General features: G+C 71.5%; 11 protein-coding genes. 6 read left to right on the forward strand and 5 right to left on the reverse strand.

Going from position 1 to position 12,100, the window contains the following annotated elements:
* A partial coding sequence (locus CSC68_RS07190; RefSeq protein ID WP_211365703.1) for a twin-arginine translocation signal domain-containing protein occupies positions 1-320 on the reverse strand: 320 nt, incomplete at its 3' end.
* Between the two features lie 124 nt (positions 321-444).
* Between CSC68_RS07190 and ligA the strand changes: the two genes are divergently transcribed.
* The 5 genes from ligA (at position 445) to gyrA (ending at position 8,490) form a co-directional block, all read left to right on the forward strand.
* Positions 445-2,796 (forward strand): NAD-dependent DNA ligase LigA, encoded by a 2,352-nt coding sequence (gene ligA, locus CSC68_RS07195; RefSeq protein WP_162202843.1) that lies wholly within the window; start codon positions 445-447, stop codon positions 2,794-2,796.
* A gap of 14 nt (positions 2,797-2,810) precedes the next feature.
* Positions 2,811-3,770, forward strand: a complete 960-nt coding sequence (gene epmA / locus CSC68_RS07200; protein ID WP_211365706.1) for an EF-P lysine aminoacylase EpmA — start codon at positions 2,811-2,813, stop codon at positions 3,768-3,770.
* Positions 3,771-3,852: 82 nt separating this feature from the next.
* Positions 3,853-4,548, forward strand: a complete 696-nt coding sequence (locus CSC68_RS07205) for a DUF3011 domain-containing protein (RefSeq protein WP_425501222.1) — start codon at positions 3,853-3,855, stop codon at positions 4,546-4,548.
* A 23-nt stretch (positions 4,549-4,571) separates the two neighbouring features.
* Positions 4,572-5,630 (forward strand): S-methyl-5-thioribose-1-phosphate isomerase, encoded by a 1,059-nt coding sequence (gene mtnA, locus CSC68_RS07210; protein ID WP_162202846.1) that lies wholly within the window; start codon positions 4,572-4,574, stop codon positions 5,628-5,630.
* Positions 5,631-5,883: 253 nt separating this feature from the next.
* Entirely contained in the window at positions 5,884-8,490 is a 2,607-nt protein-coding gene (gene gyrA, locus CSC68_RS07215) for a DNA gyrase subunit A (protein ID WP_162202847.1), read from the forward strand.
* A gap of 77 nt (positions 8,491-8,567) precedes the next feature.
* Here gyrA and CSC68_RS07220 read toward each other — a convergent pair whose 3' ends face one another.
* The 3 genes from CSC68_RS07220 to CSC68_RS07230 all read right to left on the reverse strand — a co-directional run bounded on the left by CSC68_RS07220 (position 8,568) and on the right by CSC68_RS07230 (position 10,620).
* Positions 8,568-9,512, reverse strand: a complete 945-nt coding sequence (locus CSC68_RS07220; protein ID WP_246193481.1) for a restriction endonuclease — start codon at positions 9,510-9,512, stop codon at positions 8,568-8,570.
* 252 nt (positions 9,513-9,764) lie between these two features.
* Positions 9,765-10,277 carry a phasin family protein gene (locus CSC68_RS07225; RefSeq protein ID WP_162202850.1) on the reverse strand — a complete coding sequence of 171 codons (513 nt, stop codon included), beginning with the start codon at positions 10,275-10,277 and terminating at the stop codon, positions 9,765-9,767.
* A 67-nt stretch (positions 10,278-10,344) separates the two neighbouring features.
* Positions 10,345-10,620, reverse strand: coding sequence for a polyhydroxyalkanoic acid system family protein (locus CSC68_RS07230; RefSeq protein ID WP_162202852.1), 276 nt, complete (start codon positions 10,618-10,620; stop codon positions 10,345-10,347).
* An 85-nt stretch (positions 10,621-10,705) separates the two neighbouring features.
* On the opposite strand from CSC68_RS07230, the gene CSC68_RS07235 reads away from it, so the two are divergent.
* Positions 10,706-11,497, forward strand: coding sequence for an FHA domain-containing protein (locus CSC68_RS07235; RefSeq protein WP_162202854.1), 792 nt, complete (start codon positions 10,706-10,708; stop codon positions 11,495-11,497).
* Here the strand turns inward: CSC68_RS07235 and msrQ are convergent.
* Positions 11,466-12,074, reverse strand: a complete 609-nt coding sequence (gene msrQ, locus CSC68_RS07240; protein ID WP_162202855.1) for a protein-methionine-sulfoxide reductase heme-binding subunit MsrQ — start codon at positions 12,072-12,074, stop codon at positions 11,466-11,468. The two genes, CSC68_RS07235 and msrQ, sit on opposite strands and share 32 nt — an antisense overlap.
* Positions 12,075-12,100 lie beyond the last annotated feature (26 nt).

The raw sequence follows: 12,100 nt of genomic DNA on the forward strand, positions 1-12,100 counted from the left end.
CGGATCGCGGGATCCGCGTAGACCTCGACATGGTCGACCGGCAGGTCGTGCTGGCGGGCGAACTCGCCGGCCAGTTCCGGCACCAGTCCGAACTGGTAACGGCCGCCGCGCGGCAGGATCGCGCGGACCGCCTCCTGCGCGGCGGGGCAGGGTCCCAGCGGGCACTCGTTGAAGTTCAGCAGCACCGGCGCCGCTGCGTCCCCGGCGGCGCCTGCGGCGGGCGAGGGCGCGGCGAACACGGACGGCAGCGCCCCGGTCGCCAGGCCCGCGGCCGCCAGGCCGCTGCCGCGGAGGAAGGTTCTGCGGGAGACCGGGCTCATGGGCGGCAAGCGGTGGTGGCGTCGCCTGCACGCTAGCGCCGGCGCGGTCGCCCAGGCAAGCGCCGTCTGTCTGCCTTTACCGTGCGGCGGGTAAGATCGTGCCCCCGAACCACGCCTCACCCCGATGACCTCCAGCCCGGCTCCCGCCGACCGTGTCGCCGAACTGCGGCGCAGGATCGAAGACGCCAACCGCCGCTACCACGAACTGGACGCGCCGGACATCACCGACGCCCAGTACGACGCGCTGGTGCGCGAGCTGGAAGCGCTGGAGCGCGAGCACCCGGAGCTGGCGCTGGTCGACTCGCCGACCCGCAGGGTCGGTGCCGCGCCCTCGGGGCGGTTCGCGCCGGTGACCCATGCGGTGCCGATGCTGTCGCTGGGCAACGCCTTCAGCGACGAGGAGGTGGCCGACTTCGTGCGCCGCATCCGCCAGCGCCTGGGCCGCGAGGACGCGGAACTGGCGTTTTCGGCCGAGCCCAAGCTCGATGGCCTGGCGATCAGCCTGCGCTACGAGGACGGTCGCTTCGTCCAGGGCGCCACCCGCGGCGACGGCGCCACCGGCGAGGACGTGACCGCCAACCTGCGCACCATCGGCGACATCCCGCACCAGCTGGCCGGCGCCGGCTGGCCGAAGGTGCTGGAAGTGCGTGGCGAGGTGTACATGGCCCGCGCCGACTTCGAGCGCTGGAACGAGCAGGCGCGCCTGCACGGCGGCAAGGTGCTGGCCAATCCGCGCAACGGAGCGGCCGGCTCCCTGCGCCAGCAGGACCCGAAGGTGACCGCGCAGCGTCCGCTGAGCTTCTTCGCCTACGGCGTCGGCCTGGTCGAGGGCGGCGAACTGCCGCCTTCGCATTCGGCCACCCTGCGCCAGCTGCGCGAGTGGGGGTTCCCGGTCAGCGACCTGGTCCAGGTGGTCCGCGGACTCGACGGCCTGCTGGGCTATTACCGGAAGATCGGCGAGGCCCGCGACGGCCTGGCCTTCGACATCGATGGCGTGGTCTACAAGCTCGACGACCAGGCCGGCCAGCGCGAGATGGGCTTCGTCTCGCGCGCGCCGCGCTGGGCGATCGCGCACAAGTTCCCGGCGCAGGAGCAGACCACGGTGGTCGAGTCCATCGAGGTCAGCGTGGGCCGCACCGGCGCGGTCACGCCGTGGGCGCTGATGCAGCCGGTGCTGGTCGGCGGCGTCACCGTGACCCGCGCCACCCTGCACAACGCCGACCACGTGGCGCGCCTGGACGTGCGCAACGGCGACACGGTGATCGTGCGCCGCGCCGGCGACGTGATCCCGGAAGTGGTCCAGGTGGTGATCGACCAGCGCCCGCCGGATGCGCAGCCGTGGTCGATGCCGGCCACCTGTCCGGCCTGCGGTTCGGAGGTCGTGCGCGAGGAGGGCGCGGCGGTGTGGCGCTGTTCGGGCGAGCTGAGTTGCCCGGCGCAGCTGGTGCAGTCGGTGTTCCACTTCGCCTCGCGCCGGGCGATGGACATCGACGGGCTTGGCGAGCGCTACATCGAGTCGCTGGCCGAGTCCGGCTACCTGCGCGACGTATCCGACCTGTACCGGCTCACGCTTGACGACCTGCTGGAGATGAAGCGCCGCGCCGACGAGCGCGAGGGCACCACGCCGGAGACCGTGAAGTCCGGCAAGGTCGCCACCAGGTGGGCCGAGAACCTGGTCGGCGCGATCGACGCCAGCCGCACCACCACCCTTGCGCGCTTCCTCTACGCGCTGGGCATCCAGCACGTGGGCGAGAGCACGGCCAAGGCGCTTGCGCAGTGGCTGGGCGACCTGGAGCTGATCCGCCACCTGCCGTGGCCGCTGTTCCGGCGCCTGCCGGACATCGGTGGCGAGGTCGCGCGCGCCCTGGGCCACTTCTTCGACCAGCCGGGCAACCAGGCAGTGATCGACCGCCTGCTCGAGCGCGGGGTGCGCATCGGCGACAGCCATGCGCCGGATCCGCGCCTGGGACCGGTGCTGGACCTGGCCAACCTGTTGGTGGACCTGGAGATCCCGAAGATCACCCCGGTGCGCGCCGCGCAGCTGGCTTCCGCATTCGATGCCCAGGCCCTGGTCGACGCCCCGCTGCACAACCTGGTGACCGCCGGGCTGCCGTCGGAAACCACCGGTGCCCTGGTGGGCTGGCTGGAGGTGCCCGGCAACGCAGAGCTGCTGCTGCGCTCGGCGCAGGCCCAGGCGAAGCTGCGTGCGCTGCTGCCGGCGGCCGATGCGGTGGCTTCCGGTCCGCTGGAAGGCATGACCGTGGTGCTGACCGGCACCCTGTCCTCGATGAGCCGCGACGAGGCCAAGGAGAAGCTCGAGGCGCTGGGCGCCAAGGCCGCCGGCAGCGTGTCGAAGAAGACCAGCTTCGTGGTCGCCGGCGAGGCCGCCGGCTCCAAGCTGGCCAAGGCCGAGGAGCTGGGCGTCGAGGTCTGGGACGAGGCGCGCCTGCTGGCCTTCCTGGAGCAGCACGCTTGAGCGCTGCCGACTGGATGCCGACCGCCGGAATCGAGGCGCTGCGCCTGCGCGCGCGGCTGTACGCGATGGTCCGCGCGTTCTTCGCCGAACGCGGCGTGCTCGAGGTGGAGACGCCGATCCTCTCGGAGGCCGGCAATACCGAACCGAACATCGAGAGCTTCACCACCCGCTTTACAGGCCACCGTTCGGCCGGGGCCGACGTGCGCTGGCTGCGGACCTCGCCCGAATACCCGCTCAAGCGCCTGCTCGCCGCCGGCATCGGCGACTGCTACGAGCTGGGCCGGGTGTTCCGCAACGGCGAGGCTGGCGGCCGCCACAACCCCGAGTTCTCGATGCTGGAGTGGTACCGGGTCGGCTGGGACCACCTGCGCCTGGCCGACGAGACCGTGGAGCTGGTGCGCGCGGCCCTGGCCCTGGTCGGGCGCGACGCGGAAGTGCGCAGCACGACCTATCGCCAGCTTTACCTGGACGTGGCCGGGGTCGACCCGTTCCTGGCCGGCGAGGCGCAGCTGCGCGCGTGCCTGGACGGCATCGCCATCGATCCGGGAGGCCTGGTCCGCGACGACTGGCTGGACCTGCTGATGACCCACCGGATCCAGCCGTCCTTCGCGCCGGACCGCATCACCGTGGTCCACGACTGGCCGGCCAGCCAGTGCGCGCTGGCGAAGATCCGCGCCGGCGAGCCGCCGGTGGCCGAGCGCTTCGAGCTGTACCTGGGCCCGCTCGAGCTGGCCAACGGCTACCACGAGCTGACCGACGCGGCCGAGCAGCGCGCCCGTTTCGAACGCGACGGGCGGGTCCGGGCCGGGCGCGGGCTGGTGCAACCGCCGCTGGACGAACGCCTGCTGGCTGCGTTGCAGGCGGGCATGCCGGACTGCGCCGGCGTGGCCCTGGGCATCGAGCGTCTGCTGATGGCGCTGGCCGGCACCGGGCGCATCGCCGACGTCCTTGCGTTCGACTTCGCCCGAGCCTGAACGGACCGTCATGCCGTTCACCGCGCATTGCGCCAGGCTGTCCAGAATCCCCCGGCAATGCCCTGAGGGGAATCGGATGCAGATGCTGGGGAGTCGTGCTGGCGGCACCTGGATATTGTTCATGCTGGCGGCATCGGCCTGGCCGGCGGCCGCCGCCGCGCGTGCGGCGGATCTGCCGGAGCAGGTGCGTTGCGAATCGCAGGACGCGCGCCGCGTGCATTGCCCGATCGACACCTCGCGGGGCGTGGTCCTGTCCCGGCAGCTTTCGCAGAACGCGTGCATCCGCGAGGCGGACTGGGGCGTGGATTCCCGTGGCGTGTGGGTGGCCCGTGGCTGCCGTGCCGAGTTCCGCGCCGTCCCGGCGGACCTGTCGGGCGCCCGCCACGTCGTGCGCTGCGAGTCGCGCCGGGCGCGGGTGGAGAGCTGCCCGGTGATCCTGCGCGGGGCCCCGGTGAGGCTGCTGCGCGAGCTGGCCCTGGCGCCATGCCGCCGTGGCGAGAGCTGGGAGGTGGGGCGCAACGAGATCCGGGTCTCGCGCGGCTGCAAGGGCGAGTTCGAGATCGGCGACCCGGAGACCGGTTTCCCACCCGGGCCGCGCCTGCTGGAATGCGCCTCGCGCGACCATCGGCGCCGCAGCTGCGGCACCACGGTCGAACGCGAGGTCGTGCTGGTGCGCCAGCTCTCGTCGGCCGCGTGCGTGGAGGGCGTCAGCTGGGGCTGGGACGCCGAGCGCGTCTGGGTGGACGAAGGCTGCCGCGCCGAGTTCGCGGTGGAGTAGCCGCGCGCCGCTAGAATGGCGCGATGGATACCGCCTTCGACTTCGACCGTTACGACCATATCCGCCCGATCCTGTGGACCGGCGAGGCGCTGGAGCTGCTGGACCAGCGCAAGCTGCCGTTCGTGGTGGAACACGTCACCTGCCGCGACAGCGACGAGGTCGCCCAGGCGATCCGCGACCTGGCGGTGCGTGGCGCCCCGGCAATCGGCATCGCCGCGGCCTGGGGCGTGGTGCTGGCCGCGCGTACGGTCGAGGCCGACGACGGCGCGCAGGCACTGCAGAAGCTCGAGCCCGCGCTGCAGCGGCTCAATGCCGCGCGCCCGACCGCGGTCAACCTGGGCTGGGCGCTGGCGCGCATGCGCCGCGCACTGGCCGCCGCCGGCGCCGACTGGCGCGATGTCGCCGACCGCGAGGCCCAGGCCATCGCCGACGAGGACCTGGCGGCCAACCGCCATATGGGCGCGCTGGGCGCGGCCCTGATCGCGCCGGGCAGCGGCGTGCTGACCCATTGCAACACCGGTTCGCGGGCCACCGCCGGATTCGGCACCGCCCTGGGCGTGATCCGCGCCGGCATGGCCGAAGGCCGGATCGCGAAGGTCTATGCCGGCGAGACACGGCCCTGGCTGCAGGGCGCCCGCCTGACCGTGTGGGAGCTGCAGCAGGACGGCATCGACGCCACCCTGATCGCCGACTCGGCCGCTGCCCACCTGATGAAGACCGGTGCGGTGCAGTGGGTGGTCGTCGGTGCCGACCGCATCTGCGCCAATGGCGACACCGCCAACAAGATCGGCACCTACCAGCTGGCCATCGCCGCCCGCCACCATGGGGTGAAGTTCATGGTGGTGGCGCCGTCCTCGACCGTGGACCTGGACACCGCCAGCGGCGAGGCGATCGAGATCGAACAGCGCGACCCCGGCGAGCTGCACGGCCTGGGTGGCGTGCGCACCGTGGCCGAGGGCATCGCCGCCTGGAACCCGGTGTTCGACGTCACTCCCGCGGAGCTGATCGACGCCATCGTGACCGAGCGTGGCGTGGTCGAGCGTCCCGATCCGGGAAAGTTGCGGGCGCTGTTCGCCGCCTGATCCGTGCCCCCGGTCCGCCGCCCGGACCCGCCAGCGGGTGGGCGACGGCGGGGAAGGGGGCCATGCCGGGGCCTGTCGCCGCGAAATGCCTGCCGGACGGGTGCCGTCCGTCGCGCAAGTGCTTGTTTATGCGTGGAAACCGGCCCTTCGGGAGGGTCTGGTGTGCTACAATCGACCACTTGCCCGAAGCGGTCCGTTGCGCCCGGCGTGGTTGCCGCCGCTTCCGCCGACCGAACCAGTCTGAAGAGTCCAGATGACCGATCTCGCCAAAGAAATCATCCCGGTAAACCTGGAAGACGAGATGCGTCGCAGCTACCTCGATTACGCCATGAGCGTGATCGTGGGCCGCGCGCTCCCGGACGTGCGGGATGGCCTGAAGCCGGTGCATCGCCGCGTGCTTTTCGCGATGAACGAGCTGGGCGCGCACAGCAACAAGCCGTACTACAAGTCGGCGCGTATCGTCGGTGACGTGATCGGTAAGTACCACCCGCACGGCGACCAGTCGGTGTACGACACCCTGGTGCGCATGGCCCAGCCGTTCTCGCTGCGCTACCTGCTGGTGGATGGCCAGGGCAACTTCGGTTCGGTCGACGGCGACTCGGCCGCGGCCATGCGTTACACCGAGGCGCGCATGTCGCGCCTGACCCACGAGCTGATGGCGGATATCGACAAGGAAACGGTCGATTTCCAGCCCAACTACGACGAGAAGGAGCTGGAGCCGACGGTCATGCCGACCCGGTTCCCGAACCTGCTGGTCAACGGCTCGGCCGGTATCGCCGTGGGCATGGCCACCAACATCCCGCCGCACAACCTCACCGAGGTGGTGAACGGCCTGCTGGCGCTGATCGACGATCCGGAGCTGGATGTCGAGGCGCTGATGCAGTACATCCCCGGCCCGGATTTCCCCACCGCCGGCATCATCAACGGCGTGGCCGGCATCCAGCTGGCCTACCGCACCGGCCGTGGCCGCGTGCGCATCCGCGCCAAGGCCGATATCGAGGTGGCCGACAACGGCCGCGAGTCGATCATCGTCACCGAGATCCCGTACCAGGTGAACAAGGCGCGGCTGATCGAGAAGATCGCCGAGCTGGTCAAGGAAAAGAAGATCGAGGGCATCTCGGAGCTGCGCGACGAGTCCGACAAGGACGGCATGCGCATCTACATCGAGGTCAAGCGCGGCGAGTCCGCCGAGGTGGTGCTCAACAACCTCTACCAGCAGACCCAGCTGGAGTCGGTGTTCGGCATCAACATGGTGGCGCTGGTCGACGGCCGCCCGCAGCTGGTCAACCTCAAGCAGATCCTCGAGGCCTTCCTGCGCCACCGCCGCGAGGTGGTGACCCGCCGCACCATCTTCGAACTGCGCAAGGCCCGCGCCCGTGCCCACGTGCTGGAAGGCCTGACCGTCGCGCTGGCCAACATCGACGAGATGATCGAGCTGATCAAGACGTCGGAGAACCCGCAGGTCGCCAAGGAGCGCATGCTCGGCCGCACCTGGGAGCCGGGCCTGGTCGGCGCGCTGCTGGCCGCCACCGGCGCCGAGGCCTCGCGTCCGGACGACCTGCCGGCCGGCGTCGGCCTGGTCGAGGGCAGGTACCGCCTGACCGAGGTCCAGGCCCAGCAGATCCTGGAGATGCGCCTGCACCGCCTGACCGGCCTGGAGCAGGAGAAGCTCACCGAGGAATACCGCCAGCTGCTGGAGACCATCCGCGGCCTGATCGAGATCCTCGAGGATCCGGAAGTGCTGCTGCAGGTGATCCGCAACGAGCTCAACGAACTGAAGGCCGAGTACGGCGACGACCGCCGCAGCGAGATCCGCGCCAGCGAGGAGGATCTCGACATCCTCGACCTGATCGCGCCGGAGGATGTGGTGGTCACCCTGTCGCACGCCGGCTACGCCAAGCGCCAGCCGGTGTCGGCCTACCGCGCACAGAAGCGCGGCGGCCGTGGCCGCGCCGCCGCCGCGACCAAGGACGAGGATTTCATCGACCGGCTGTGGCTGGTCAACACCCACGACACCCTGCTGACCTTCACCAGCAGCGGCAAGGTGTTCTGGCTGCCGGTGCACCAGCTGCCGGAGGCCGGTTCCAACGCCCGTGGCCGTCCGATCATCAACTGGATCCCGCTGGAGGAAGGCGAGCGGGTGCAGGCCGTACTGCCGGTGCGCGAGTACGCGGAAGGGTTCTACGTGTTCTTCGCCACCCGCAACGGCACGGTGAAGAAGACCCCGCTGACCGAGTTCGCCTTCCGCCTGGCGCGCGGCAAGATCGCGATCAACCTGGACGACGGCGACAACCTGGTCGGCGTGGCCCTGACCGACGGCGGCCGCGACGTGATGCTGTTCGCCTCCAACGGCAAGGCCGTGCGCTTCGACGAGTCGGAGGTGCGCGCCATGGGCCGTACCGCCACCGGCGTGCGCGGCATCCGCCTGGCCGAGGGCGAGCACGTGGTCAGCCTGGTGGTGCCGGACGGCGAGGGCGACATCCTCACCGCCTCCGAGCGCGGCTACGGCAAGCGCACCCCGCTGTCGGAGTACCCGAAGAAGGGCCGCGGCACCCAGGGCGTGATCGCGATCCAGACCACCGAGCGCAACGGCAGGCTGGTCGGCGCGATCCAGCTGTCCGAGCAGCACGAGGTCCTGCTGATCTCCGACGGCGGCACCCTGGTGCGCACCCGCGCCTCGGAGATCTCGCAGGTCGGCCGCAACACCCAGGGCGTGACCCTGATCCGCCTGGGCGAGGGCGAGTCGCTGCAGGCCGTCGAGCGCGTGGACGCGTCGCTGGACGATGCCGCGGACGAGGGCGCCCAGGCCGAGGCCGGGGATGCGCAGTCGTCCGGGGCCGAGGCGACGCCGGCGGGCTGACCTCCTCCCGGCGGCACATGCGACAAGGGCGGCCCTGGGCCGCCCTTGTCGTATCCGGTCATGGTGGATCGGTCGCGTTACTGCGTGCGGCACTGCCGCCAGCGGACCTGCTCGTCGCGGCCGGGGCGGGGATTGAGCTGGACCCGCACGGTGCGCAGCGCCGGGTAGCGCTCCAGTTCCGCGCAGATCAGCGGCCAGATCGCGTCGATGCTGCCGGTGCGCTCCACCACCAGGGTGTTGTGGGTCATCCAGTGGGTGCGGCCGATGCCCGGCTGCAGCGACACCGCACGCACGACCTCGCTGCGGTAGAACTGCAGGGTTTCATCGTCCGGGAACGCTTCGATGTCCGCATCCTCGGGCAGCGGGCCGGAAACGGCCGGAAGCGCCGGCTCGCGGGTGGCTTCGGTGGGGGGCTGGGCCGGAACGGCGGCAGCCGCTTCCCTGCGCGCGGCCAGCGTCCCGGCCAGCGATTGTCCCAGGGCAGGCCCCCAGAGCGCGGTCGCGACGCCCAGCAGCAGCGCCGCCAGGACCGCGACGACGCTTTCCAGGCGCGCGCGGCGGTCGGCGCCGGCCTCGACCTGGCTGCGCAGTTCGGTCGACAGGTAGGGGCGGAGCAGCGGCCACAGGCGGCGGCCGTCGATCACCTCCACGCCATGGCGGGCGGCGGAAGCGAGCGCGCGTGCACGGACGCGGCCTTCGGTCAGCAGGATGCCGTGTCGCGCGCCGGCGGCTTCCATCTCCTCGGCCAGTTCGCGCACATGGTTGTCGCCGAGGTGGTAGGCGAGGCCGTGCTTGCAGGACAGCAGCCAGCGCTGGCTGCCGTCGGTCATGACCAGGCGGCTTCCGCGCCCATCGCCGCCGGGATCATCGCCGTCGCGGCCACCGTGGCGCAGGCCGCGCTGCTGCATGGCCTGGCCCACCAGGGTGGCGAACTCGCGCCAGCGCAGCCCGGCAAGCGCATGCAGGCCGGCCACGGTGGCGTTGCCACGACGGCGCACGAACCAGATATAGGGCAGGCCCACGGAAACCGTGAGCAGGGCAAGAGCGCCCCCCAACACCCATGCCGACATATTTCCCCGTTACTTCTTCATGGTTTTTGCCGGATGGTACACACGCCCGGCTTGCTGGTGGCTTACGGACACGAAAAGGCCCGCCAGTCCGAAGCCGAGAGGGGAGGGGAGCAAACGGCGAGGGGACTGGCGGGCCGGCTTCGATTCTGCCGAAGCGATTTGTGCTTTGCAACAATGCGGTATTAACACCAACAGAATGCTGCGTTAGCCGATATTCGCATCCGGATGCGTATGGATATTGCCCGCCGTCGGCGCCGGAGGCACCACCGGCTCCGGCTGCGCGGCGGTGCGCAGCCGGAGCTCGCGGGTCAGCGCGTCGATGCGTGCGCCGAGCGCATCGAAGTCCTCGCGCGTGGGCACGTCCATCTGCCGCAACGCCTGCTGCACGCGATGCTCGAACGAGCGGCCGACGCTGTCCCAGGCCTCGTTGGCCTTGGCCGTGACCCGGCCCAGGGCGCCGTCCAGGGCCTGGCGCAGGCTTTCCAGGCGCGCCGCGGCGCTGGCGCTGGAGGCGTCCTGGCCTTCGCCGACCGCGCGGCCTTCCTCGGCCAGCTGCTCGAAGATACGGCTGCCCTCGGCCTGCGCGCGCGCCAGCGCGCCGATCCCGGCCAGCCATACCTGCTGGGCCGAGTCGCCCAGTTCGCGGGCAAACCGCCCGGCCTGGGCCTGGATGTCGGCGGCGCTGGGGATTTCGCGGTGGCGGTTTTCAGCAGTCATGGCCGGATCCTCGCGTGTGGGAAACACGCGCCAGTGTCCCGGCCGCACCGCAAAGGCGGCGTGATCCTCAGTCGAGCTTTTCCGCGAGCACGCGGCGGATCTCGGCCTCGACCAGGCCCTTGAGCGCCGAGAACAGGAAGCCCAGTTCGGCCTGGACCCGGACCTTGCCGGGGAGCATCTCGATCCGCCCGTCGATCCCCGGGCCGCCCAGGGCCAGGGCATCGCCCTCCCAGCGGCTGGACAGGCCGTGCCGCTCCTGCAGCTTGGCGGCGATGCCTTCCACCGCCTGGCGGACCTGTTCGGGCGTGCGCGAATGGGCGTGTTCGATGTCGATGCGGGACAAGTCCTGGGCTCCGGGGTGCAAGGGACGGGGCGCGGCCGCACGTGGAACTGGCGGCTGGCGCGATGGCGCTGATAGTCTGCCACGCATGCAAGAACACGCACTGCACCTGCACTTCAGCAATCGCCAGCAGCCCGACCACCCGCTCGCCGCGGGGGTGCTGCGCCTGGTCCGCCAGGCCAACGGGACGCTGGGCCTGGGCGAGGCGCCCGGGGCGCTGCTGGCCCAGTTCTGCCTGGACCGGCGGGGGTTGTGGCTGCAGGTGGCCAATGGCGCGCGCGGCATCCACGTCAACGGTCGCCCGGTGCGGCGCATGGCGCTGCTGCGCGCCGGCGATGCCGTGTACGCCGATGGGGTGGAGCTGCTGGTGCGCGCGGCGCCGCGCCAGGCGACGGAGTTGCAGCAGGCAGCGGCCGCCAGCGTGCACGAGGCCTGCGCCGTGTTGCGCGGCGTCGGCGGTGCGCACCACGGCCGCAGCTTCACCCTGGGCCAGGCCCGGGTGGTCGGTTCGATGCGCGAGGCGGACATCCGCATCGACGAGCCCACGTTCGCGCCACGCCACGCGGTGCTCGAACGCCAGGGGGGCGCCGTGCTGCTGCGCGACCTGGGCTCGGCCGAGGGCAGCGTGGTCAAGGGCGTCCCGGTACGCGACGCGGTGCTGGCGCACGGCGACCAGGTGGTGGTCGAAGGCCAGCATCGGTTCGTGGTCGAGTTCCCGGCCGCCGCGCCGCGGGTCGCGGACGAAGAGGCCGCGCGCCGGCCCGTTCCGGCGCAGCCGACGGCGCCGGCCCGCAGCGGCGTGCGCCTACCGTGGCTGCTGCTGGCCGCGATCCTGCTCGCGGGCGCGCTCAGCGCGCTGCTGTGGTTCGGCGCGCCCTGAGTTTCAGTACCACGCGCCAGCCGAGCAGCACGGCGAGGATGCCGGCATACAGTGCCGGTTCGCGGATGTCGGATTTCACCAGCCACCAGAAATGCAGCACCGCCAGCACGCCGATGGCGTAGACGGCGCGGTGCAGCTGGCCCCAGCGCCGGCCCAGACGGCGCATCCAGCCCTGGGTCGAGGTCACCGCCAGCGGCACCAGCAGCAGCCAGGCCAGGAATCCGACGGTGATGAAGGGGCGCTTGGCGATGTCCTCGAACAGCTGCATCCAGTAGCCACCCAGGTCCAGGGCCAGGTACGCCGCCAGGTGCAGCGAGGCGTAGGAGAACGCGTACAGCCCCAGCATGCGCCGGAACCGCAGCAGCACCGCCTGGCCGGTGAGCCGGCGCAGCGGGGTGATGGCCAGGGTGAGCAGCAGCAGGCGCAGGGCCCACAGGCCCGTGAAGTGTTCGATCTCGGCCACCGGGTCCGCTCCGAGCGCGTCGCTGCCCGTGCGCCAGACCTCGGCGACCTGCCAGGCCAGCCATGCCGCCGGTGCCAGGGCCAGGGCATGCACCGTGGCCTTCGCCGCCAGCATCCCGGGCGTGGCCCCCGTGCGCCTGC

Source organism: Pseudoxanthomonas suwonensis (genome assembly GCF_010093235.1).
GTDB lineage: Bacteria > Pseudomonadota > Gammaproteobacteria > Xanthomonadales > Xanthomonadaceae > Pseudoxanthomonas > Pseudoxanthomonas suwonensis.

Excerpts from the sequence above, each read along its gene's own strand:
- CSC68_RS07225 (WP_162202850.1), bottom strand. The coding sequence starts at position 10,277 with ATGACTGCTGAAAACCGCCACCGCGAAATCCCCAGCGCCGCCGACATC.
- ligA (WP_162202843.1), top strand. The coding sequence starts at position 445 with ATGACCTCCAGCCCGGCTCCCGCCGACCGTGTCGCCGAACTGCGGCGC.
- mtnA (WP_162202846.1), top strand. The coding sequence starts at position 4,572 with ATGGATACCGCCTTCGACTTCGACCGTTACGACCATATCCGCCCGATC.
- CSC68_RS07205 (WP_425501222.1), top strand. The coding sequence starts at position 3,853 with ATGCTGGGGAGTCGTGCTGGCGGCACCTGGATATTGTTCATGCTGGCG.
- epmA (WP_211365706.1), top strand. The coding sequence starts at position 2,811 with ATGCCGACCGCCGGAATCGAGGCGCTGCGCCTGCGCGCGCGGCTGTAC.
- gyrA (WP_162202847.1), top strand. The coding sequence starts at position 5,884 with ATGACCGATCTCGCCAAAGAAATCATCCCGGTAAACCTGGAAGACGAG.
- msrQ (WP_162202855.1), bottom strand. The coding sequence starts at position 12,074 with ATGCTGGCGGCGAAGGCCACGGTGCATGCCCTGGCCCTGGCACCGGCG.
- CSC68_RS07235 (WP_162202854.1), top strand. The coding sequence starts at position 10,706 with ATGCAAGAACACGCACTGCACCTGCACTTCAGCAATCGCCAGCAGCCC.